The sequence below is a fragment of the Staphylococcus sp. Z5-21 genome (genome assembly GCF_056529615.1).
Window position 1 is genome coordinate 629,114 of sequence record NZ_CP096462.1, and the last position, 23,225, is coordinate 652,338.

Sequence of the window (23,225 nt, forward strand, 5' to 3'; positions counted from 1 at the left end):
TATTTAATAACTAGTTCATAATTTAAGGAGTGTTCTTAATGGCAGGTCAAGATCCAAGAACTAAATTTTCAAATAAAGATTTTCCAAAACAAGAACAACCAGTTCCAGGTTTACAAAGTAAGTTAGATCCAAAGCCTGATTGTGGTGAAACATCCTATACTGGTTATGGTCGTTTAAATGATTATAAAATGTTAGTTACTGGTGGAGACTCAGCTATAGGCAGAGCAGCAGCTATTGCTTACGCTAAGGAAGGCGCTGATGTAGCAATTAATTATCTTCCAGCAGAACAACAAGATGCAGAAGAAGTACAACAAGTCATTGAAGCAGCAGGAAGAAAAGCTGTCTTAATTCCAGGTGACATTAGAGATGAACAATTTAATTACGATTTAGTTGAAACAGCTTACAACGAACTTGGCGGGTTAGACAATGTAACCATTGTCGCCGGTCATCAACAATATAGAGAAAGCATAAAAGGTTTTGACACAGCTTCGTTTTCAGAAACATTTGAGACGAATGTTTATCCAATATTTTGGACAGTTCAAAAAGCAGTAGATTATTTACAAGCTGGTGCAACCATTACGCTGACCTCTTCAGTTCAAGGTTACAATCCAAGCCCAATTTTACATGATTATGCTGCTTCAAAAGCTGCGATTATTTCATTAACGAAAAGTCTATCCGAAGAACTCGGTGCGAAAGGCATTCGTGTGAATTGTGTTGCGCCAGGACCATTTTGGTCACCATTACAAATTTCTGGTGGTCAACCGCAATCTAAAATTCCGAGCTTTGGACAAAAGGAAGTCTTGGGCAGAGCAGGTCAACCTGTAGAATTATCAGGCACATATGTACACTTGGCAGCTGAAGAATCCAGTTATACAACAGGTCAAGTATATGGTGTGACAGGTGGTACTCAGTTAGACTAGGTTATATGAAACGTCACAGCTAATGTGGAGATGATTCAATCACATTAAAGTTGTATCATCTAAACCCTGTGACTTCTAGCTTGATAAGCGAATATTACAATGAGTCATATAGCCGACGTTATATGGGCGAGATTGAGAAATCAAATTCAATGTTTGGTTTCTGTCTCGCTTTTTTATTATTTTTAAAAGGAGTATAAATGTGGATGAAACAATATAACGCAAACACATTAACGAAACAACAGAATTATAAATTACTAAGTGGTAGTGTTATTCCAAGACCAGTTGCATTTGTGACAACACAGGATAAAGATGGGAATTTAAATGCTGCACCGTTCAGTTTTTTTAATGTTGTATGCAGCGCACCTCCTATGATTATGATTTCTACTGCACGTTCACAAGGAAAGCGCAAAGATACATCGTTAAATATTGAAGAAACAGGCTCATTTGTAGTTCATATTACAGATGAAATGACTGTAGAACAAATAAATAAAACGGCTGCACCTATAGACAGAACACTAAATGAATTAGAAAGAACGCAGTTGACATGTGTGAAATCAGAAGTCGTGCCTGTACCAGGTGTGGAACAAGCCAAAATTCGAATGGAATGCAAACTAAATCAAATCGTTACATTAGGCGATGCTCAAGAAGGATCAGATTTAATCATTGGTGAGGTTGTGATGTATCACATTGATGAGGCAGTTTACTTTGATGATAGTAAAATAGATGCACAAGCATTAGCGCCTGTGGCACGTTTAGCTGGAAATGATTATGCTGCATTAGGACAATCATTTACGATTAATCGACCAACAGAGTAATTTATAAATGATAAGACTGAAGTCATTAGCTCATCAGCTAATTGTTAAGATTTGTTAAAGTTTAAGCAAGAATTTAAAACAGTAATTGACGAAACTAATTTAATATTGTACTGTGAAAAATAAATTAAATAACTTATCAAGAGAAGTGGAGGGACTGGCCTGTGGATACTTCGGCAACATGATTATGCGTGTGCCAATTCCAGTAGCATCATTTATGCTAGAAGATAAGAATAAATGTACAAAGTTTACTCTTTCTTCAATTGGAAAGAGTTTTTTATTTGAGTAAGTTTATTTAATGGTAGAAAAATTGATGTTCTGTTTGAACTTAAAGGAAAGTTGGTTTTGTATGGAGGAGACAAAGAAAGGTAATGCATGGGCACTGATACCTTTAATTATTTTTGTGGGTATGTTTTTAGGTGTTGGTATCATTACCGGCGATTTCACTACAATGCCCCTAAATGTTGCGATACTAGTAGCGACAATTGTGGGACTTGTATTAAATAGAAAAGAATCATTTCAAAAGAAAGTTGAAATTTTTACTAAGGGTGCAGGACATTCCAATATTATACTAATGATGCTCATTTTCTTATTAGCAGGAGCGTTTTCGCAAACAACTGAAGATATGGGTGGCGTAAAATCTACAGTGAATTTGGGACTATCTTTGATTCCTGAGAATTTAATCATTGTAGGTTTATTCGTGATATGTATGTTCGTGTCACTTTCTATGGGTACATCCGTGGGCACTGTAGCAGCTATAGCGCCTGTTGGCTTTGGACTAAGCCAAGCAACGGATGTCTCTGCAGCCATCACTATGGCGACGGTCGTAGGTGGGGCGATGTTTGGTGATAATTTATCAATGATTTCAGATACAACGATAGCTGCGGTAAGAACTCAAAAAACAAAAATGAGTGATAAGTTTAAGGTGAACATCAAAATCGTGTTACCTGGTGCCATAATTACTGTCATTGTACTTTGGTTTTTAACAAATGGAGCACAAATTGATGCATCTAAGAGCTACGATTATGATCTTATAAAAGTAGTACCTTATTTATTTGTACTCATACTCGCATTATTCGGCGTCAACGTTATTATTGTACTTATTGGCGGTATTATACTTTCGGCAATTATAGGTTTATTTTATGGTACCTTTGATTGGATTGGGTTATTAAACTCTATTTCTAAAGGGATTATTGGCATGGAGGATATTGCCATTATTGCACTATTAATTGGTGGTCTAGTGGCATTGATACAACACAATGGTGGTATTACATGGTTACTTAATTTTGTGCGTAATAGAGTGAAATCTAAGCGTGGCGCAGAACTAGGAATTGCTGGCTTAGTGAGTGTGGCCGATATTTCAACTGCTAATAATACGATTTCTATATTAATGGCAGGGCCATTAGCTAAAGACATTTCAGATGAATATGGTGTAGATCCGCGTAAATCAGCAAGTATTCTAGATATGTTTGCAAGCTGTTTCCAAGGACTATTACCGTATAGTCCACAGCTTATTGCAGCAGCAGGTGTGGCATCTATATCACCGTTTGAATTGGTACCGTATGCGATTTATCCGATGATATTAGGGATTTGTGGTCTGATTGCTATCGCCTTTAGATTGCCGAGATTGGACAAGAAATAAACCCTAACAATCATGTGAAGTGAATATTTCATATGTATGGATGATTAACAGTCGTCATGCAAAATTGTTAAGTTTAATATAAATTGAGAGAGTGCGGAATCTTATGTATTATTTGATTTCTGACTCTCTTTTTTAAGTATAGACTAACGGCGTAGTACAGGATGCTTTATTAAGTTTAATCCTAATTGTTAAAGATTTAAGAATGCAAAATTTTGACGTTTACTGACTATTAACGATAAAATAAAGTTGTTGAAAGTTTGATAAAATCATACAAACCACTCATATTTCGTATGATTATAGTTTAGAAGTCTTGTATAATGCGTTAGAATAGAAATAAGAGTGAAAGTAGGTGAACAATCCATCGTGGCTAAATATAATGTAGAGAATGAAAATGTTGAGATACGTCTTGAACGATTATTTAAAGTTGAACCAGAATTGTTATATCAAGCGTGGACAGATGAACGTTTTCTTAAACAATGGTTTATGACAACAGAAAGAACAAATAAATCAATACAAGTAGATGCTGAACAAAATGGAAACTATATGATTATTGATGTAAGAAAAGGCAAAGAAAATAAAATTCAAGGATCATATCGTACGTTAACGCCTTTTGAATATATTGTAATGACCATAGGTATGCCAGAGCTAAGTGATTCTGAAGATACGATAGAAGTTGAAATATTCGAAAGAGCACCTGGCATCACACAAATGATTTTCAATTATATTGCGTATGTTCCTAGAGAACGTAGACTTACAACATTAGAATATAAGCAAAAGAAAAAAGAATACCATGATTCTACTGCACATGGTTTTGAAATGTTATTTGATAAACTACAAATTGCATTAGAAACATTTGAAGCGGAATTATAATTATAAAAAACGACAAAATATCATTTTAATACAAATAAAAAAAGGACTTACAAGCATGCTAAATGAATTGATTGCTTGTAAGTCCTTTTTTTAGTGTGTGTTGAGTTCGCCTTTTTCTTGGCGTTCATTATATTTCCGTAGCAATGTTTCGAAAAAGATATGATAACTGATAAAGCTAGAGTAATCTATACCATCTACGAGATAAAACGTATTACTCGAAACATAGATATTATAATTTGCTTTTTGTGCTAGCGTGTTATCTTTCAATGTAGTTACTGAGAAAAAGTATTTTTGACGCAGTTGCAGTAAATTAGTGATATCTGAAAGTTGCGTTGTTTCTCCGGAAAGCGAAATGATAAAAAAGATATCTTTCGGTGTTGCTTTATTTAAGACCATTTTAAATTCATGAACATCATGTAGGACAATAATATTCTTATGAATTGTTAATAAAATCCGTTGTGCTTCTTGAGCAACATTCATCTGAGCTAAACCTGTACCGTATAGATAGACCGTTTCGGCTTGGTTAATTTTATCGGTAATCAGTTCATAATCAATGCGCTCTAAATAAGTGAACGTATTTTCAATTTCTTGTTTAAATCCTTCAATAGAGTCGGAAGGTAGCTGATGTGATTGTTCTGTTTCAAATTTTAAATAAGATTTAAAATCACTGTATCCGTCAAACCCAAGCTTACGTGTAAAACGATGGATCGTCGCATTGGATGCATGGGTATTCGCAGCTAATTCTTGTATTTTCATCGTTTTACATTGATTAATATGTGTATTAATAAAATGTGCTATATGTAAATCATTTTCGTTTAATTTATTAAAGTTATTATTGACGCGTTCATCTAAAAACAATGGTAATCACCTCACACTTCATGAAAATATTTTCGACTTTTGAAAATATAATCTGATTATACAAAATTATTCCAAATGACGTCAAACTATTGTTTTTATGTAAGCGTTTCCTTTAATATTAAGCATAAGCAATGAATATGATTGAATATAATAATAAAGTATAGATGTTTTAAATTTTTGAAAATTGAACTGATAGGAAATGAGGGAACATAGTTATGAACGCAATTAAAAGGTTTGGCAGTGCAATGATCGTACCTGTATTAATGTTTGCTTTCTTCGGTATTGTACTTGGGTTTGCAACACTATTTAAAAATCCATCAATTATGGGGAGTATTGCAGAAGAAGGAACGAATTGGTTTAAGATTTGGTCTGTGATTGAATCAGGTGGTTGGACGATATTTAATCACATGGAAATCGTCTTTGTAGTAGGTTTACCTTTATCATTAGCTAAGAAAGCACCGGGACACGCTGCCTTAGCTGCCTTAATGGGTTACTTAATGTTTAATACATTTATCAATGCAATACTTACGCAATGGCCACATACATTTGGCGCAAATTTGGAAAAAGGTGTTGAAAATGTAACAGGCCTTAAAGCGATTGCTGGTATTGAAACGCTCGATACAAACATATTAGGCGGTATTATCATCTCCAGTATCATAACTTGGATACATAATCGCTATTACAGTAAACGTCTTCCTGAAATGTTAGGTGTATTCCAAGGATTGACATTTGTTGTTACGATTTCATTCTTTGTTATGTTGCCAGTTGCATTAATTACTTGTATTATTTGGCCAACTGTACAAGGAGGCATTTCATCATTACAAGGATTTATCATAGGTTCAGGTTATATTGGTGTATGGTTGTACCATTTCTTAGAGAGAGTGCTTATTCCAACTGGCCTACATCATTTCATTTATGCACCAATTGAAGTCGGCCCAGTAGTGGTTAATCACGGTTTGAAAGCCGAATGGTTCGAACATGTCAATGAGTTTGCTAAGAGTACGAAACCATTAAAAGAACAATTTCCTTATGGCTTTATGCTACAAGGTAATGGTAAAGTATTTGGTGCTATTGGTATTGCTTTAGCAATGTACTCTACGACACCTAAAGAAAATAAAAAGAAAATTGCAGCATTACTTATACCAGCAACATTAACTGCAGTCGTTGTAGGTATTACGGAACCATTAGAATTTACATTCTTATTTATTGCACCTTATTTATTTGTATTACATGCATTATTAGCTGCTACAATGGATACATTAATGTATGGATTTGGTCTTGTCGGTAATTTTGGCGGGGGACTTTTAGACTTCTTCGCAACAAACTGGATTCCTTTAGCACAAAACCATTGGCTAACATACGTATTCCAAATAATTATTGGTCTTATATTTACAGCAATATATTACTTCTTATTTAGATTTTTAATTTTAAAATTCAATATTCCACTTCCTGGTCGTAAAAAAGATGAAGAAGATGTGAAATTGTATAGTAAACATGATTATAAAGATAAAAAAGGAGAAACAAAAACAACTGCATCTACTGGAAATGAGTATGAAGATAAAGCAATTTATTATTTAGAGGGCTTAGGTGGTAAGGAAAATATTAAAGATGTTACTAATTGTACGACACGTTTGAGATTGACTGTTAATGATCCAGAGAAAGTAGAAGATAGTGGGTATTTTACGCATAACCAAATGTCGCATGGATTAGTTAAGAGTGGTAAGAACGTACAAGTCGTTGTGGGTATGTCTGTGCCACAAGTAAGAGAGGCTTTTGAAAATATAGTCAATGAATCGCAGTAAAGTATAGTGGATTTTAGGGAGTGGGACAGAAATCATATTTTCTAATAGAGATTTCGTGGTCCCACCCCGGCAAGGATGACTAGGATTGAAAATAGCTTGATATAAGCGCATTTTCACTTCAGTCATCTACTGCCTAAATTAAAAAGAGTCTGAGACATCTATTTTTGTCTCAGACTCTACTTAGTTATATTGGAATTATTTCATGTCAATGCTATTTTAGAAAAAACGATATGTCATCCTTATTCCAAATTTATGTGAAGTTTATGAAATTCTTACTTTATGCATCAGTCTTGGTTGGTATACTGCTCCGAGTACATCTATATTATGCGTTGCAACTAAATATATTAATTTTGCAAATATAGAAGGTGAACATGAAACATTTATCTTGTTTCTATTGAAGGTATAAGAGATATAGTCAGTTTGATTGATTAAATTCATGATGTCGATGACTTTATCTTTTATAAATGCATCATGTAGACCATCTACGACTAATTCAAAACGTTTCGATGATAATAATAAGTGATCTAATGCTAACAGTTCATCTGAATGTGCACTTTCTAGTATTTGATAGATGGCATAATTATGAAAACTTAAAAAGCTAATCAAATATGGTAGCTGTTGTTTCGGTAAATTTATCTCTAAAGCATATAAATTATTTTTCTTAAAAATAGTGAATTTAAAAGAATTACAAAAGTGAATTTGTTTTAAAAGTTTTGTTAAGTGCTTTCTCGTCACGCGCTTACCAAGACCTTCAATATTTAACACAAACGTTTCAGTTTTATCTAAAAACATATTATACCCCCAATATCTATATAAAGTGTTTTATCGTTATTAATCATAATATTCTATTACACTTAAATTTTTACATATTTATATTTCTATTAGATTGTACCACTCTTTTTTACAGTAAGCACTAGGTCTATAGAATGAAGTTAAAAAAATTTAAACACTAGTATTTTAAAAATTAGAATATTTAGAAAATTCAGTTGTTTAAGGGCTTAAAGTATGATACATTTTTCTTTGTTAATACATAGAGGGAAGTGTTTAGGATGTTATCAAAAGTTAGTAGATTTGCCACCAACACATTCTTAGTATGGATGTTAATTGCTGCAATTATTGGATTTATTTTTCCAGCACAGTTAGCTACATTGAGCGGATGGGTACCATATTTATTGGGTATTGTGATGTTGGGGATGGGGTTAACAATTAATCCCAAAGACTTTAAAATTGTATTTCAGTCGCCACGTTCAGTTATTATTGGCGTCATTTTACAATATACGATTATGCCATTAACGGCATTTTTAATAGCAAAATTATTTCATTTACCACCAGAAGTTGCAATTGGTGTTATATTAGTAGGCTGTTGTCCAGGAGGGACATCAAGTAACGTTATGAGTTACTTAGCTAATGCGAATGTTGCGCTATCAGTTGCCATCACAAGTGTTTCAACTTTACTTGCGCCAATTATGACACCAGCATTAATATATTTATTTGCGCATGAATGGCTACAAGTTTCATTCATGAGTATGTTTTGGTCAGTCATTCAAGTTATATTGATACCGATATTGATTGGTTTTATATTACAAAAGGTATTCAAGAATTTTGCGGCCAAATCTGCTACGGCATTGCCAATTGTATCTGTAGTTGCTATTTCATTAATTTTAGCATCAGTCGTTGGAGGGAGTAAATCACAGATTCTTGAAACTGGTTTATTAATCTTTGCTGTTGTTATCTTGCATAATATAGTAGGTTATACACTTGGTTATACGCTAGCACGTATATTTAAACTAGAGAAAGCAGACAAGAAAGCAGTATCTATTGAAGTTGGGATGCAAAATTCTGGTCTGGCAGTATCGTTAGCGACTGTGCATTTTAGTCCGCTAGCAGCTGTTCCGGGTGCAGTATTTAGTTTAGTACATAATATTACAGGTCCAATTTTAGCAAAATACTGGAATAAACGTTAAAATCTTAATCAACAGTGGGTACACAAATGACACTACGACTTTAAGTAGTGAATTTAGGTACCCACTTTTTTTGGTGTGAAATTGATAAGATAAAGAAGATTAATTACACTTGAAATTATGATAAGCTAGTACTAAATAGAAACGATTAAATTATTGAATTGTGAAGCAATTATTGGAGGCATATTCATGTATAAAGCAGTGGTATTTGATTTTGATGGTACGATGATTGATACAGAAAAACATCTATTTGAAATCATCAATAAACATTTAAAACAGCATAAGCAAAATGAAATTAGCTTAGACTATTATCGACAATCAATTGGTGGTGCTGCAACCGCATTACATAATTATTTAGAGGAAGTACTTGGTATTGACAATAAAAATAAAATTTATGAAGAGCATCATGAAACAAGTGTGGATTTACCGATTATTGAATCTGTACAAAAGTTAATGGATTATTGTAAACAACGCCATATATCAATGGCAATCGCAACAAGTAGTTATCGAGAAGATATTCTGCCAACATTTAAAAACTTAGGTTTAGATGCTTATATAGATATTATTGTAGGACGTGAGGATGTTGCAGCAATTAAACCGAATCCAGATCCATATTTAACAGCAGTGCAAAAACTAAATTACAATCCTACGAATTGTCTTGCGTTAGAAGACTCTGTTAATGGTGCCACGGCTGCTGTTACCGCAGGATTAGATGTCATTGTTAATACAAACGAGATGACAGAATTACAAGATTTTAATGAGGTTGCTTATATAGGAAAAGATTTATCTGCAGAAGAGATTATAAAATTATGTTTTGAAAATAATAGGGGTTAATACTATGAATGGTTATTTGATATTGTTTTTCTTAGGTGGACCTATCGTATTAGCGATTGGTAATTTAGTACTAGGACCTATTTTTAATAAAAAGATACCGTTTCATATTCATTTCCGTTCGTTTATGGTGGGTACTTTAGTTTATTTATTAGGCGCAGCAGCGCTTTATTATTTTGTCTTACAAAATCAATTTTGATATTAAAAAAGGCTGTCGTGTTAAAACACGGCAGCCTTTTTATGTTTCTATGATAAAAATTTAAATAGAAGTGTTACGATAACAAGAATAAGTAGAATCGCATCGATTCCCACCATAATGGCAAAACGAGGATTCTTTTCACCTGTTTCTTTTGATTTTTTAACAGCTTTAAGGTTGGGTATCAAACTTACGATTAACAAAATCATAACAACAACGCCTAAGATAATACTCATGATTTGTCACCACCATTTTTATTTTTTGCAATAAATTCCCATACATAACCAGCAATAATCCCGAGAATTAAGCCAATGACAATACCTACTTTCAGAGCGGAGAATATCGCACTAATGAGTATTGCAATAAGTAATGCGATTGGAATGGTTATTCCAAATTTATATTTTCTTTCAGGTGAATTTACTATAGAGAAAAGCACAAAATATAAAATGCCAAAGACAACGATGACAAGTATACTTTTTAATATGAGTTGCCCAATGGAACTATCGGAACCACTAAAATAATTTAATACGAAAAATAACACACCAAAAATGATGGAAATAGTAATTGTACGTTTCAGTAAGTGTTGATTCATATAAAACTCCTTTGTAATCAAATCTAATAAAGAGTATACCATACAACGTATTTAAGTTAATGTTTCACTGGTTTAGTTGATACTTCGTGATCATATTGATGGTGATCATTTAAATATGCATAGAATAAACCTATAATTAAACCACCCCCGATATAATTCCCAATACCTGCACCAATCAGATTGATAACTGCAGGAGTTAAAGCTAATACGTTACTATGATAAATGAGACCGCCTGCGAAAAGGACAGTATTGTATACGACATGTTCATAACCCATAAATGCAAAAATTGACACACCAAACATCATGACAAACATTTTAGCTAAAATATCATCTATTTGCATCGCAATGACTAAAGAAATATTAATGAAGAAATTTGCAAAAATACCTTTAATTAATATCGCTATCAAACTTGAAGATAATGTTTTATGTTCAATGGTTGCCTCTAATTGCGTAAACATATCAACTGTCATAACATCAGAGCCTTTTAATATAAGAAAGAAAACTAGGCCACCTAAGGCATTCCCAATGAAGCAAAGCATGAAGATTTTTAAAACACGAGTTGGACTGATAACGCGATAATATAAACCAACAGTAAAATACATAAAGTTGCTTGTCAGTAGCTCTGAATTTGTAAATAGTATTAAAACAAGCGCAAAACTAAATGCGACAGCAGCCACTGAATTGATAACACCTGTAGGAACATGTGTATCAAGAGAAGCTTTAATAAGTAATACAAATACTGTGATGACACCTAATATAAATCCAGCCATGATGGCGCGAAGTAAATAACGTTTGAAATAAAAACTTTGAAGTATATCCTTTGTTCTTATTGTATCTACTACATGATTTATCCAAGATTTACCGTAAAAGACTTTATCCCATTTAACATTTTTTTCGTTCACTTTATTATCCTCACTTTCTTTAATTAAGCATAGTATACTACGAAGTGATTAAATTGTGAATATTTTCACAAAATATATTTTGATAAGCTATAAAGTATTTAAGCGATGTTTGAATAAAATGAATTTTCCTTATGAACCTCAATCATTGAATATCATGCGCAAAGTACTGATGGATAGTGATATGGTGCTTTCTTTAAAACCTATTTATATAGGTGTTTAAAACCTATATTTAAAAAATGTAGGATTGAAGTAATAAAATAATAAAAAAAGACTTTGCTTTTTTTACTAAAATCGCATACAATTAATGACGGTAAATGTAAGCCCTTACATAATTCAAAATAATTGTTTAAATTTTTTGAATTTATAGTATAATAGCGACATAATAAGTGAAATGAAATTTACTTATATTTGAAAGAGATGGGGTTTGAATGATGGAAGAAAATAATGAATTACAAAGGGGATTAGGTGCTCGTCAAATGCGTATGATCGCTCTCGGCGGAACAATCGGTGTTGGATTGTTTATGGGGGCAACCAGCACTATAAAATGGACAGGTCCTTCTGTGATATTCGCATATTTAATTGCAGGTATCTTTTTATTCTTAGTAATGAGAGCAATGGGAGAAATGGTTTACTTACATCCAACTTCTGGTTCTTTTGCTAACTTTGCAAGTGATTACATACATCCAGTGGCAGGGTACTTAACAGCTTGGAGTAATATATTCCAATGGGTTGTTGTAGGAATGAGTGAGGTCATTGCCGTTGGAGAATATATGAACTACTGGTTCCCAGATTTACCACAGTGGATTCCTGGTGTTATTGTGGTTGCACTATTAGCAGGTGCAAACCTTGTATCTGTTAAGGCGTTCGGTGAATTTGAATTCTGGTTTGCAATGATTAAAGTTGTAACAATTATATTAATGATTGTTGCTGGCTTTGGATTAATTTTCTTTGGACTTGGTAATGGTGGAGAAGCGATCGGCTTATCTAATTTATGGTCACATGGTGGTTTCATGCCTAATGGTTGGATTGGATTCTTCTTTGCGCTATCAATTGTTATTGGTTCATATCAAGGTGTGGAATTAATTGGTATTACAGCTGGTGAGACGAAAGATCCGCAGAAAAATATTAAAAGTGCGGTTAATGGTGTTATCTGGCGTATATTAATTTTCTATATTGGTGCAATTTTTGTGATTGTTACTGTTTATCCATGGGATGAATTAGGAAACATAGGTAGTCCTTTTGTAGCAACATTTGCGAAAGTAGGTATTACCTTTGCAGCTGGTTTAATTAACTTTGTTGTATTGACTGCAGCAATGTCAGGTTGTAACTCAGGTATATTCAGTGCTAGTCGTATGACATTGAACTTATCTCAAAAAGGCATGTTACCTAAATTCTTTGGTAAAGTTATGAAAAATGGTGTTCCAATTTGGACTGTACTTGCCATTGCAATGGGTATTTTAATTGGTGCATTATTAAATGTTATCTTACCTTTATTCATTAAAGGTGCAGACAGTATTTTTGTTTACGTATATAGTGCGTCAATCTTACCTGGTATGGTACCGTGGTTTATGATTTTAATTAGTCATTTAAGATTTAGAAAAAATCATCCTGACGAATTAGATGGTCACCCGTTCAAGATGCCTGGTGGTGCTATAACAAACTATATTACGATGGCATTCTTTATAATGGTATTGATCGGTATGTTGTTTAATAAAGAAACCGTCGTTTCAGTTGTAATTGGTATTATATTCTTATTATTTATGACATTATTCTTTTTCTTAAAAGGCTATCATAAATTGAGTAAAGACAAACTGATATAAGTAAAGTAAATATCAGAAATAGCTTGAATGCTTATTGAAGTATAACGAGTCTGAGACAAAAATAGATGTCTCAGGCTCTGTTTGTTTTTTTATTAAAATAATTTCAACATAAAAGGTTTCATATTTATTAATAAGCTATTTATATTCATAATATAGTTAATTTACAGAAAATTAACTATATTAAAATGTTCACTCAAAACTAGTGTTTTAAACTGAATGTGTAGCACGATAATACATATTAAAGGAGTTATTAATTTATGAAAATCTTCAATAGGTTAGCAACTATTTCTGTAGCAAGTGCAATTGTGGCTAGTACAGCATTGGGGAGTGCACAACCAACTTATGCATCAAGCGGAGGACAAGATTCAAATCAAAATGATGAAGTTTCATATATGGGAAATACTAAAAATCCTAAAAATGTGATTTTCCTTGTGGGCGATGGTATGGGACCTTCATATAACTCTGCATACCGTTATTTTGCAGATAATCCTGAAACAAAAGAAATGGATAAAACAGCATTTGATCATTATTTAGCAGGCAACCAACGTACAAATTCAGATGATCCAAAAGAAAATGTAACGGATTCAGCTGCAGGGGCAACTGCTTTTAGTTCTGGTCATAAAACATTTAATGGTGCAATTGGTGTTGATGAAAATAAAAAGGATGTTAAAACTGTTTTAGAACAAGCTAAAGAAAATGGTAAGTCAACTGGACTTGTGTCTACTGCTGAACTTACGGATGCTACACCAGCAGCTTATGCGGCACATGTTGATGATCGTGATAAAAAAGACGAAATTGCGCAACAATTTTATAATGATAAAATAAATGGCCAACACAAAGTGGACGTGCTACTTGGTGGCGGTGCTGAATATTTCGGAAAAGAGAATGGTAACCTCACAGATAAATTCAAAAAAGATGGTTATGATATTGTGAAGAATAAATCGCAAATGCAAAACTCTAATAGCAAGCAAATACTAGGTTTATTTGCAGATAATGACATGCCTTTACAAATTGATGCATCAAAACAAAATCCAAAACTTGTTGATATGACAGATACTGCTGTTAATAAATTGAAACAAAATGATAAAGGATTCTTCTTAATGGTAGAGGGTGCTTCAATTGATAAATCTGGTCATCCTAATGATGTTACTGGCGTAATGTCTGAAATGCAAGGTTTTGAAAAAGCATTTGACTATGCAACACAATACGCTAAAGCAAATCCAGATACGCTAGTCGTTGCGACTGCTGACCATTCAACAGGTGGTTTATCCATTGCTAAGGGTAAAGACTACGTTTGGAATCCAGATGCCATTCACTCAATGAAACATTCAGGTTCTTATATGACAAAGCAAATTGCTAGTGGTAAAGACGCTGCGAAAGTCATTAAAGAGGGTTATGGATTTGATGTAAAACAAAGTCAAATTGATAAAATTAATGAAGAAGCTAAAAAATTAAAAGATCTTGATGAAGATGACGAAAAATATAAAGATCAATTACAAAAACTACAAGATGCAGTACAAAAACCAATTAACGATAAGTCTAACACTGGATGGACAACGTATGGTCATACTGGTGAAGATGTAAATACTTATGCATTTGGTCCAGGTAGTGACCGATTCCAAGGTAACATTGATAATACAGATAATGCCAAAAACATCTTTGATTTTTTCAAAAATGATCAATCATCTTAATTCAATTTCATAACTAAGAAAACAAATAAAACACTTTCTCTAAGTTCACAATACAATGTGATCATTAGGGAAAGTGTTTTATTTGTAAAAAGTAATTAGTGTTTAAACCGAATGGTAGATAAATGCTTACGATAATTATCTAAAGCCATTTTAGATTGTGTAATTGAATCCAGTGCACTTTGGTAATTTAAGGCAATATAGCGATAATATAAAATATCAACAGTAAACAATTGTGCGAATAGAGATGTCGTGGCAGCCATGCGCAATTCATTTTCATCTGTTTGACCATAAATAATGGTGTAATCTGATATTTTAGCAACTGGATTATCATTTGAACTAGAAATTGTAATAATAGGTATCGTATAATCTTTAGCGACTTTTGCCATGGATTGCATTTCGCTATGACTACCTTGATTCGTAACAAAAATAATACAGTCACGTTCATCATGGGTAGCTAGCGTCGACATGAATAAATGCGTCTCTTGAAGTAGACGAACATTAAGTCCTATGCGCGATAATTTTTGGAAAAGGTCAGTCACTATCACGAGAGAGGCACCATAGCCAAATAGAAAGATTGTACGTGCACGCTTCATCGTATCACATATGTAATCTATCATTTGGTCATCAATATGATTAGATACATAATTCATCGTATCAGTGACACGAGATAACATTTTGTTTTTAAGTGTATCTACAGATTCATTATCTACAAGTTCTAGATGATTATTGTTAATTGCATTATTAGGTAAATAACGAGATATAGCGATTTTAAGCTCTTGAAATCCTTTTCCAGTTATTTTCTTACTAAATCTAACAATGGATGCTGTACTTGTATCAATTTCATTTGATAAATCTTGGACAGACATATTTATCATTTTATGCGGTGTATTTAGTATGAAGTCAGCGATTTTTTTCTCGCTTTTAGTTAATTGATTATAATTGCTATCAATTTTATAAAGTACGTTGGTCATTTTAATCACCTAGTGTATCAGATTCTCGCATAGCTTTCGTTGTACCAAAGAAATAGGTGAATATGAAACCACCTGCATATGCTGCGAGTAGTCCTGCAATGTAACCTAAATACATATGATCTGAAATCAAAGGTAATAAAGAAATACCACTTGGTCCAATTGCAGTTGCGCCTATGTGACCAATACCACCTATGACTGCACCGCCAATACCGCCACCAATACAAGCAGTAATGAATGGCTTGCCTAGTGGTAATGTCACACCATAAATTAATGGCTCTCCAATGCCTAAAAATCCTACTGGCAAAGCACCTTTCAGTGTGTCTCTTAAGGTTGTATTTTTACGACATCTTACCCAAAGTGCAAGCGCTGCACCAACTTGTCCAGCACCTGCCATTGCTGCAATAGGAAGTAAATAAGTAGCACCTGTTTGATTAATCATTTCAATGTGAATAGGCGTAAACATATGATGTAATCCTAACATAACTAATGGTAGGAAGAATGCACCGATAATAAAGCCGCTAAAGACGCCGCCAATATCGATGATGCCGTTAATCACAGTAACAAGTCCGTCAGAAACGAACCCAGCTAAAGGCATAAATATAAAGATTGTTAACAAACCAATGATAAATAAAGTGATTGTAGGCGTAACAATAATGTCGATTGAATTAGGGACGATTTTATGTAGACGTTTCTCTATAATACTGAGTAACCAAACTGCAAAGATTACGCCAATAATACCACCTTGGCCAGGTTGAAGGGGTTCACCAGTAAAAATATTAGTAATCATATTTTTGTCTGTTAATCCCGTCAATAATGTTGTACCACCGATGACGCCACCTAAACCAGGTGTAGCACCAAATTCTTTTGCAGCATTGATGCCAGTGAAGATAGCGAGGTAAGCTAACATACCATCTTTGATAACGTTAAATACCGTAACAAGTTGAGTTACCCACTCGCCAGAAATTTGTCCTGCTGCTAATAAGTTACTTAATACAGCGGCGATACCGCCAATTAAACCCGCACCAATAAATGCAGGAATTAAAGGTATGAAAATATTAGCTATGGTCTTTAATAATTTATTGAATTTACCACGTTTTTGTTTACTTTGGAATTCAGATTTATTTGCTTGGGCTTGTGCTTCGGCATTTGCACGGTAGTCTTTCGATTTATGTTTGATTGTTTCTCCTAAAGGGGCACCGCTTAATTCGGACATGTGAGATGCCACTTTATTAACCGTTCCTGGCCCTACAACGACTTGTACACGGTCATCTTTAACTACGCCCATAACACCTTTAATTGATTTTAGTTGTTCGTAATCAATTTTATCTTCATCGAGTACTTTAATTCTAACGCGAGTCATACAATTAATGATATTATCCATATTATCGATGCCACCAACCGCGTCAATGATATGTTCTGCTAATATTTGCTCTTTTGTCATAATATAACCTCCTCTTATATTGAATACAGGTAGTCATTCTTGAATAAATTTGCTTAGTGATATCGTGGTGAATCAATTCTGTATTGCTTTTTTAATGATATGATTATTATCGTTAAGTCGAGTAACGGCTTCAGATTTATTAATATCGCAGAGATGCATGACGACGGCTACTTTTAAGTTTTGATCAGCGGATTCATAAAGTGATTGCGCTTGATCATATGAAATGTCACATATGTCTTGAATAATCCGTATGGAACGATCTATTAACTTTTGGTTAGTTGCTTTTACATCTACCATGAGGTTATCGTAAACTTTACCAACACCTACCATTGTAATTGTGGAAATCATATTCAATATTAACTTTTGCGCTGTTCCAGATTTCAATCTTGTTGAGCCAGTTAACACTTCTGGTCCTACATTCACTTCGATTGGATATTGTGCTAGGTCACTTATTTTGGTGTTTGTGTTACAAGATATAGCGACTGTGTGTGCTCCAATCTCTGTAGCACATTTGAGTCCGCCCATAACATAGGGCGTGCTGCCGCTAGCTGCAATACCAATAACAACATCTTTTTCATTTAGATGTATATGTTTTAAGTCTTCACGCGCAAGCGACTCACTATCTTCTGCACCTTCAACTGCTACTGTCATTGCACGTTGTCCACCAGCTATGAGTCCAATAACTTCATTAGTTGAAGTATTAAAAGTCGGTACACATTCTGCTGCATCGAGGACACCTAAACGACCACTGGTTCCAGCCCCGATATAAATGATGCGACCACCTTGTTTAAATTGTTCCGTTGTAACTTTAATTACTTCTGCTAATTTTGGTAATATATCATGAATTTGTTGGGGTACTTTTTGATCTTCAGCATTCATAGTTTCTAAGGCTTGTATAATGGACATTTCATCTAAATGCATGGTTGCTTCATTTCTTGCTTCAGTCATAGAATTATTCATAAATTTCAGCTCCTTGTTTGTATAATAAATTCAAAGGTATCATTAGGACGTAAGCAATCAATGAGCGGTATATCATCGTCAATAATTTGACCAACAACATTGATATGTTCGTGAGGTTGTAAATCTGTCTTGATAATTTGCAGTTCTCCTTGATAGCGACCATTGAGTTGGTTGTCTACGGTAATAGCGCCTGTTTTTCGGATATGATTAAATTGAGGTTTTATATCTGATTGACAATAATGACGTGCTTCTTGTGAGCGCAGTACATTTGCTGGGTTATCGATACGGACGCTATGTCGTTTTGATAATATGGATTCAACTTGTAAGTCTTTTAATGTGATAGATAAAGTGAAATGTCTTTGTGTTAAAAGTAATATGAGTTTATGAGCGTATCGTTGTGTTATTTGTGTATCGCCAACCATGATATGGTTTACTGATTGATCTAGTAATAGTTGAGCACTTTTAAGGGGGTGCATATATCTCGAGCATTCGAGTGTTGGTAATCCCCTATAAAGTGGGCCACGTTTTGTAGTTCCAACTATAAAGCCATAGATATTGGCATTAGGATTAAATTTCAAAATTAATTTATTTTGAGCGTTAACAAAATCTGTCGTTAATCCAGTATCTGGACGAGGATAATAGTTATGACAATAGCATATATAACTAAAATTATTTAACTGAGTATATAACTGTTGCAACAATTGTTCGGATACAATACTGGCATTGAGACAACATTGGAATCCATTTTCAATAATTTCATTAACAATATCAATAGAAGTACTATGATCTACGCGAATAATAAAATGCGCCTGCTGATATTGCTTCAAGAATTGATAGAAAGATTGATTCAGCAATGAAGGATTGATATCAATCATATAAGTCAGCTGATCGTTTGATAGATAGTCTAAAAGTTCTCCCAAATAGCGATATTTAGTATTCTCATTGTCTTCAGGAATTTGAACTGAAGTGAAAATAGTCGTGTATCCTAAATCAACCATGCGTCTTATATATGATTTATCGATGGATTGACCAAGATAAATAGAAAAACCATGCATTTTTACCACTCCTTTAATGCTGTAATCGGTTTCATTGTACAACATATGAAAAAGTATTACAATTTGAATTTCTATTTTTATTTAAAATGAAATTTTATTACAAATAATAGGAAAGTACTTGATGGATATGCATTAAACGTTGTTGGATAAGTTCGATATGTTTCGTGGTATTGCCGATCGTTAATTCGTCGAGCGGTTGTTCCATTTGATTGCTTAAAAAAGTAAAGTAATTATAATGAAAAAGGGATAATTGATACAAAGCATCTTGTTTAAATTCAGTATATTCTTGCTCTATAAAATCATGAACATCCTGTTTATATTGAAGTTTCTTTTTATGATTGGTAACATAAGCAAATTTATATATCTCGATTAAATTGAGTAACTTGGTTATACGTTTTTCTAAGTTGTGAAATTCTAGGTGATACATAGAATCATCCTTTCGTTAAATTGTGGCATAATAAACAATAAATAAGCGAAGGGTTTTTAAAATTTTACAATGCGATGGCAGAATTATAGATGAAGTTTTTAGTAGTGTCTAAAAGTAGGTTAATTAGAAGAAGTAGAGTACAGAATTAACTGAGTAGTGGAGGTATAGATCATTATATTTTATTAAATATATGGATAAAGAAAATCCAACTGAACATTAGGACTCAGTTGGATTTAAAAATTGTTGATAATTATTGACGGTAATATCTTGTGTTTTGATTGTTTTGCCAAAAGAATACGAAATATCATGAATATCAACAATCGGTATTTCATTTGTTTTACCAAGTCCAATTTCAAAAATGACAGCCTTCCAAAGTCCTTCATCACAAAGTAATCCAATGAAAATAACATTTTCAGTTACAATATCAGTACGATTATTATATTCCACGGCCATCACATTTCTTTCTGTACAGTAGATGAGTACCTCTGAGAATATATGGGGTAAATTGAGATGTTCACTATGATCAAATTTAATATAACGATCTAATTTTTTTAAATAACGTCTCATTTTTGTATAAGGTAAATTTAAGCATTTTTTAATAATTGCATTTATTTCTTCTTTATAAGGCAGTGTTGAATAAGATTGACTTTCATTCAAAACTAGGAATAAAGCAGATAATTGGTTTTCAGTTAGCTCAATTTCATAACTATTTGGTGTTTCTTGCAATTGGTAACCACCCAACTTACCATGTTTTGCCAAAATCTTAACACCTTGATCTTCTAAATCTTGAATGTCTCTTAAAATCGTCCTTTTAGATACATTTAAATCCGTCGCTAATTCTGAAGCAGTAATCTGTCTATTCTCTTGAATAGCTAGAACAAGTTTATTTTGTCTTTCGCGTTTATTCATTAGAAAGTTACCTCCCAAATGATTACATATTACATTTATTATATCACAAAAGTGACAATGACGACATTTAGAAAAATTTTTTTGAGAAATTTAAAGAAAACGCTTACATTTATGAGGAGGTTATGTTAGTATATAATTAGTAACAAAGGGGTAGCGAATAGATGGCAAAGGGGTAGGCTATTACATATAGTTTTGTTAACATCTATTTGTTCGAGTTACTAATCAAACATCTTCAATATTTATTACTTACTTTCCTTTCTATTTAACCGGCTAGCGACGCTAGTCGGTTTTATTTTGTAATTATTGAGTATATAAATGGTATTTTGATTAACTGTATTTTAATCGTAGCCAAATAACATGTATTTCAATGCGGATTCTGTGATAAAATAAAACAATTATATAGCGTATATAGGTTCGGTTTATATTATTTAAATGAAGAGGTGTATCTCATATGGAAAAAGAACAACTTATTAAAATAGATGATTCAATTCATGCTTGGTTTAATACGTTAGATGACATTATTCCAAAGTTAATCAATGATATGGTTACAAGTACTAAAAAAAACAGGTTTGATTTAGTGACCAATGTAGATAAATCCATTCAACAAAAGTTCGAGTCATTTTTAAAAGAACATTATCCTAGTCATCAGTTATTTGCAGAAGAGAAGTCTAATAGTGAAATCAATGCTAAAGAAGGTCATGTTTGGATTATGGATCCAATCGATGGTACAACCAACTTAGTTAAGCAACAAGAAGATTATTGTATTATCTTAGGGTATTTTGTAGAAGGTGAGCCTATGCTGTCATATATTTATGATTATCCACATGGCAAACTTTATAAAGCAGTCAAAGGATTCGGAGCTTATGTAAATAGCGAGCCATTATCATCGCCAGAAGATATCGAGTTAAAAGATGCGATTATTTCTTATAATCCATTAGTAATTAATGATGAAACGATTCAAGATTTGAACGAGGCATCATTTGGATACCGTTGTATTGGCTCATGTGGACTAGATTCAATACGTGTAATTAAAGGTCAGTTTGGTGCACATGTCAACACGAATCCGAAGCCATGGGACATAGCAGCACAATTTTTATTTGCAAGTGAACTTGGCTTGAAAATGACCACATTGGATAATACAAAGTTAGATTTTTCAACAGCAGGTCCGTTTATTATTAGTAATAAAGCTTGTCATACACATATGTTAGATGTACTTAATTCAGGTAATGGATATAAAAATTAGGAAATCACAAAAAATGTTTTAGTTTTATTATTTATTAAATAAATAATAGGTCTAAAGAACTATGTCTTATTTATTATATTACTATATAATGTATTATTAAATAGAGTAGAAAATTGACATAGAAATGGAGAATGATAAGAGTGAATCGTTCTGAAAAAAATAAAAAAATGGGCTTACCGACAAAAGTTTTCTTGTGGTTTATAGGCATATTAGTGATGCTAGCATTAATTGCAGTCATATATCTTGGCTATAAAATATTTTCTGTTGGAGGATCTATCCATAACCCTCTTGATAGAGATAAATCATCATTAAGAGATAAAAATGTGAATTTGGATGATGGAGATCCATTTACTATTGCATTATTTGGCGTAGATTCTAATGCCGAAAGAAATGCTAACGGCGGTGGACAACGTAGTGACACGATTATGGTACTATCCGTTAATCCAGAAAAGAAAACAACTGAAATCGTTAGTATACCTAGAGATACACAAGCAGATATTGTTGGTAAAGGGACAACTGAAAAAATTAACCACGCATATGCATATGGTGGGCCTGACATGGCAGTGAAGTCTCTAGAAAAATTATTAAATGTACCGATTGACCATTACGCAACAATTGATATGGATGGTATGCAAGATATGATTGACACTGTTGGTGGTATTACAGTAACAAGTAACGCAACTTTCTCTTATGACGGTTATCAATTTACTGAAGGTGAACGGTCTAAAATGGATGGTAAAGAAGCCATGGCGTTTATCAGAAGTCGTAAAGAAGATGGAGCTGGTGGCGATTTTGGACGTCAAGAACGTCAACAACTCGTTATTCAAGGCCTTGCCAATAAACTTACAAGTGTGAGTTCTATTACGCATTTTAATTCTTTAATGAATCATGTTGAAGATAATGTGAAGACAGATTTATCAGTCGGTGAATTAAATAAAGTAAGAAGTAATTATAAAGATGCAAATGACAATGTAAATAGACATCAATTAGAAGGCCAAGGTGGCATTCAAGATGACGGACTATATTACTTTGTACCTAGTGAAAATTCATTAAATGAAATTGAGACAAACATAAAAGATAATTTAGGTATTTAATATAAGAATAGCGCGTGAGAAATCAAATCTGATTTAAAAATCAGAGTGGTTTTTCACGCGTTTTTAATTGAGTACAAAAAAGCTATTTTAATAATCAATGAGATTGTAGATTGAATAGAATCTGATGCATAGCGCTGTTAAACATTGTGCTATTTAATAAAAAAATAAAGAATATAATGAAATACCTTAACAATTGAGAAAAATACCTATACAATAGTATTAACATTA

Annotated in this window: 23 protein-coding genes and 1 riboswitch; of the genes, 12 read left to right on the forward strand and 11 right to left on the reverse strand. The window is 33.1% G+C overall.

Translation table 11 applies throughout. From position 1 onward, the window contains the following. The first annotated feature begins 38 nt into the window (after positions 1-38). From M1D64_RS02910 to M1D64_RS02925, 4 genes are all read left to right on the forward strand, one after another. Complete coding sequence (locus tag M1D64_RS02910) at positions 39-920, forward strand: SDR family oxidoreductase (RefSeq protein ID WP_002482530.1); 882 nt, start codon at positions 39-41, stop codon at positions 918-920. A 203-nt stretch (positions 921-1,123) separates the two neighbouring features. After that, on the forward strand, positions 1,124-1,735 hold the full coding sequence (locus M1D64_RS02915; RefSeq protein ID WP_041079152.1) for a flavin reductase family protein: 612 nt from the start codon (positions 1,124-1,126) through the stop codon (positions 1,733-1,735). Positions 1,736-1,865: 130 nt separating this feature from the next. Further along, a riboswitch (SAM riboswitch) is annotated at positions 1,866-1,966 on the forward strand. Positions 1,967-2,081: 115 nt separating this feature from the next. Continuing rightward, complete coding sequence (locus tag M1D64_RS02920; RefSeq protein ID WP_194379130.1) at positions 2,082-3,374, forward strand: Na+/H+ antiporter NhaC family protein; 1,293 nt, start codon at positions 2,082-2,084, stop codon at positions 3,372-3,374. A gap of 363 nt (positions 3,375-3,737) precedes the next feature. After that, a complete protein-coding gene (locus M1D64_RS02925; protein WP_075339857.1) occupies positions 3,738-4,244 on the forward strand; it encodes an SRPBCC family protein in 507 nt (168 codons plus the stop codon). A 90-nt stretch (positions 4,245-4,334) separates the two neighbouring features. Here M1D64_RS02925 and M1D64_RS02930 read toward each other — a convergent pair whose 3' ends face one another. Further along, positions 4,335-5,102, reverse strand: coding sequence for a MurR/RpiR family transcriptional regulator (locus M1D64_RS02930; protein WP_002482534.1), 768 nt, complete (start codon positions 5,100-5,102; stop codon positions 4,335-4,337). Between the two features lie 215 nt (positions 5,103-5,317). Here M1D64_RS02930 and M1D64_RS02935 point away from each other — a divergent pair, with 215 nt between their 5' ends. Further along, positions 5,318-6,904, forward strand: a complete 1,587-nt coding sequence (locus M1D64_RS02935; RefSeq protein WP_041079148.1) for an alpha-glucoside-specific PTS transporter subunit IIBC — start codon at positions 5,318-5,320, stop codon at positions 6,902-6,904. Between the two features lie 261 nt (positions 6,905-7,165). Here M1D64_RS02935 and M1D64_RS02940 read toward each other — a convergent pair whose 3' ends face one another. Continuing rightward, positions 7,166-7,696 carry a hypothetical protein gene (locus M1D64_RS02940; protein WP_002482536.1) on the reverse strand — a complete coding sequence of 177 codons (531 nt, stop codon included), beginning with the start codon at positions 7,694-7,696 and terminating at the stop codon, positions 7,166-7,168. 257 nt (positions 7,697-7,953) lie between these two features. On the opposite strand from M1D64_RS02940, the gene M1D64_RS02945 reads away from it, so the two are divergent. From M1D64_RS02945 to M1D64_RS02955, 3 genes are all read left to right on the forward strand, one after another. Next, entirely contained in the window at positions 7,954-8,868 is a 915-nt protein-coding gene (locus M1D64_RS02945) for a bile acid:sodium symporter family protein (protein ID WP_037537856.1), read from the forward strand. Between the two features lie 186 nt (positions 8,869-9,054). Continuing rightward, a complete protein-coding gene (locus M1D64_RS02950; protein WP_002482538.1) occupies positions 9,055-9,699 on the forward strand; it encodes an HAD-IA family hydrolase in 645 nt (214 codons plus the stop codon). Positions 9,700-9,703: 4 nt separating this feature from the next. Then, a complete protein-coding gene (locus M1D64_RS02955; RefSeq protein WP_002482539.1) occupies positions 9,704-9,895 on the forward strand; it encodes a hypothetical protein in 192 nt (63 codons plus the stop codon). Between the two features lie 47 nt (positions 9,896-9,942). On the opposite strand, the gene M1D64_RS02960 is transcribed toward M1D64_RS02955, so the two are convergent. The 3 genes from M1D64_RS02960 to M1D64_RS02970 are packed head-to-tail and all read right to left on the reverse strand — an operon-like array spanning position 9,943 to position 11,386. Continuing rightward, positions 9,943-10,128 carry a hypothetical protein gene (locus M1D64_RS02960; protein WP_002482540.1) on the reverse strand — a complete coding sequence of 62 codons (186 nt, stop codon included), beginning with the start codon at positions 10,126-10,128 and terminating at the stop codon, positions 9,943-9,945. Further along, complete coding sequence (locus tag M1D64_RS02965; protein ID WP_002482541.1) at positions 10,125-10,484, reverse strand: hypothetical protein; 360 nt, start codon at positions 10,482-10,484, stop codon at positions 10,125-10,127. The genes M1D64_RS02960 and M1D64_RS02965 overlap by 4 nt, the downstream gene beginning before the upstream one ends. A 56-nt stretch (positions 10,485-10,540) precedes the next feature. After that, positions 10,541-11,386 carry a formate/nitrite transporter family protein gene (locus tag M1D64_RS02970; RefSeq protein WP_480977547.1) on the reverse strand — a complete coding sequence of 282 codons (846 nt, stop codon included), beginning with the start codon at positions 11,384-11,386 and terminating at the stop codon, positions 10,541-10,543. A gap of 431 nt (positions 11,387-11,817) precedes the next feature. Between M1D64_RS02970 and M1D64_RS02975 the strand changes: the two genes are divergently transcribed. Next, the gene (locus M1D64_RS02975; protein ID WP_037537857.1) at positions 11,818-13,206 is read left to right on the forward strand and encodes an amino acid permease; all 1,389 of its coding nucleotides are present in this window, start codon (positions 11,818-11,820) and stop codon (positions 13,204-13,206) included. A gap of 257 nt (positions 13,207-13,463) precedes the next feature. Then, positions 13,464-14,897 (forward strand): alkaline phosphatase, encoded by a 1,434-nt coding sequence (locus tag M1D64_RS02980; RefSeq protein ID WP_002482544.1) that lies wholly within the window; start codon positions 13,464-13,466, stop codon positions 14,895-14,897. Between the two features lie 95 nt (positions 14,898-14,992). On the opposite strand, the gene M1D64_RS02985 is transcribed toward M1D64_RS02980, so the two are convergent. The 6 genes from M1D64_RS02985 to M1D64_RS03010 form a co-directional block, all read right to left on the reverse strand. Beyond that, positions 14,993-15,868: a MurR/RpiR family transcriptional regulator gene (locus tag M1D64_RS02985; RefSeq protein ID WP_041079145.1), complete on the reverse strand. Its 876-nt coding sequence runs from the start codon at positions 15,866-15,868 to the stop codon at positions 14,993-14,995. 1 nt (position 15,869) lies between these two features. Further along, the gene (locus M1D64_RS02990; RefSeq protein WP_002482546.1) at positions 15,870-17,309 is read right to left on the reverse strand and encodes a PTS transporter subunit EIIC; all 1,440 of its coding nucleotides are present in this window, start codon (positions 17,307-17,309) and stop codon (positions 15,870-15,872) included. Between the two features lie 72 nt (positions 17,310-17,381). Beyond that, positions 17,382-18,269 carry an N-acetylmuramic acid 6-phosphate etherase gene (gene murQ, locus M1D64_RS02995; protein WP_037537869.1) on the reverse strand — a complete coding sequence of 296 codons (888 nt, stop codon included), beginning with the start codon at positions 18,267-18,269 and terminating at the stop codon, positions 17,382-17,384. 5 nt (positions 18,270-18,274) lie between these two features. Continuing rightward, on the reverse strand, positions 18,275-19,324 hold the full coding sequence (locus M1D64_RS03000) for a MupG family TIM beta-alpha barrel fold protein (RefSeq protein ID WP_194379132.1): 1,050 nt from the start codon (positions 19,322-19,324) through the stop codon (positions 18,275-18,277). A 97-nt stretch (positions 19,325-19,421) separates the two neighbouring features. Next, positions 19,422-19,751 carry a hypothetical protein gene (locus M1D64_RS03005; RefSeq protein ID WP_011302542.1) on the reverse strand — a complete coding sequence of 110 codons (330 nt, stop codon included), beginning with the start codon at positions 19,749-19,751 and terminating at the stop codon, positions 19,422-19,424. Positions 19,752-19,967: 216 nt separating this feature from the next. Beyond that, on the reverse strand, positions 19,968-20,660 hold the full coding sequence (locus M1D64_RS03010) for a helix-turn-helix transcriptional regulator (RefSeq protein WP_002482549.1): 693 nt from the start codon (positions 20,658-20,660) through the stop codon (positions 19,968-19,970). Between the two features lie 451 nt (positions 20,661-21,111). On the opposite strand from M1D64_RS03010, the gene M1D64_RS03015 reads away from it, so the two are divergent. Together M1D64_RS03015 and M1D64_RS03020 are read left to right on the forward strand one after the other, a co-directional pair. After that, positions 21,112-21,903, forward strand: coding sequence for an inositol monophosphatase family protein (locus M1D64_RS03015; RefSeq protein WP_002482550.1), 792 nt, complete (start codon positions 21,112-21,114; stop codon positions 21,901-21,903). A gap of 140 nt (positions 21,904-22,043) precedes the next feature. Then, positions 22,044-22,997, forward strand: coding sequence for an LCP family glycopolymer transferase (locus M1D64_RS03020; protein WP_037537872.1), 954 nt, complete (start codon positions 22,044-22,046; stop codon positions 22,995-22,997). The last annotated feature ends 228 nt before the right edge of the window (positions 22,998-23,225 follow it).

Excerpts from the sequence above, each read along its gene's own strand:
- M1D64_RS02990 (WP_002482546.1), bottom strand. The coding sequence starts at position 17,309 with ATGACAAAAGAGCAAATATTAGCAGAACATATCATTGACGCGGTTGGT.
- M1D64_RS03010 (WP_002482549.1), bottom strand. The coding sequence starts at position 20,660 with ATGAATAAACGCGAAAGACAAAATAAACTTGTTCTAGCTATTCAAGAG.
- M1D64_RS02910 (WP_002482530.1), top strand. The coding sequence starts at position 39 with ATGGCAGGTCAAGATCCAAGAACTAAATTTTCAAATAAAGATTTTCCA.
- M1D64_RS03015 (WP_002482550.1), top strand. The coding sequence starts at position 21,112 with ATGGAAAAAGAACAACTTATTAAAATAGATGATTCAATTCATGCTTGG.
- M1D64_RS02915 (WP_041079152.1), top strand. The coding sequence starts at position 1,124 with ATGAAACAATATAACGCAAACACATTAACGAAACAACAGAATTATAAA.
- M1D64_RS02960 (WP_002482540.1), bottom strand. The coding sequence starts at position 10,128 with ATGAGTATTATCTTAGGCGTTGTTGTTATGATTTTGTTAATCGTAAGT.
- M1D64_RS03000 (WP_194379132.1), bottom strand. The coding sequence starts at position 19,324 with ATGCATGGTTTTTCTATTTATCTTGGTCAATCCATCGATAAATCATAT.
- M1D64_RS03005 (WP_011302542.1), bottom strand. The coding sequence starts at position 19,751 with ATGTATCACCTAGAATTTCACAACTTAGAAAAACGTATAACCAAGTTA.
- M1D64_RS02965 (WP_002482541.1), bottom strand. The coding sequence starts at position 10,484 with ATGAATCAACACTTACTGAAACGTACAATTACTATTTCCATCATTTTT.
- M1D64_RS02980 (WP_002482544.1), top strand. The coding sequence starts at position 13,464 with ATGAAAATCTTCAATAGGTTAGCAACTATTTCTGTAGCAAGTGCAATT.
- M1D64_RS02985 (WP_041079145.1), bottom strand. The coding sequence starts at position 15,868 with ATGACCAACGTACTTTATAAAATTGATAGCAATTATAATCAATTAACT.
- M1D64_RS02945 (WP_037537856.1), top strand. The coding sequence starts at position 7,954 with ATGTTATCAAAAGTTAGTAGATTTGCCACCAACACATTCTTAGTATGG.
- M1D64_RS02950 (WP_002482538.1), top strand. The coding sequence starts at position 9,055 with ATGTATAAAGCAGTGGTATTTGATTTTGATGGTACGATGATTGATACA.
- M1D64_RS02940 (WP_002482536.1), bottom strand. The coding sequence starts at position 7,696 with ATGTTTTTAGATAAAACTGAAACGTTTGTGTTAAATATTGAAGGTCTT.
- M1D64_RS02935 (WP_041079148.1), top strand. The coding sequence starts at position 5,318 with ATGAACGCAATTAAAAGGTTTGGCAGTGCAATGATCGTACCTGTATTA.
- M1D64_RS02955 (WP_002482539.1), top strand. The coding sequence starts at position 9,704 with ATGAATGGTTATTTGATATTGTTTTTCTTAGGTGGACCTATCGTATTA.
- M1D64_RS02920 (WP_194379130.1), top strand. The coding sequence starts at position 2,082 with ATGGAGGAGACAAAGAAAGGTAATGCATGGGCACTGATACCTTTAATT.
- M1D64_RS02975 (WP_037537857.1), top strand. The coding sequence starts at position 11,818 with ATGGAAGAAAATAATGAATTACAAAGGGGATTAGGTGCTCGTCAAATG.
- murQ (WP_037537869.1), bottom strand. The coding sequence starts at position 18,269 with ATGAATAATTCTATGACTGAAGCAAGAAATGAAGCAACCATGCATTTA.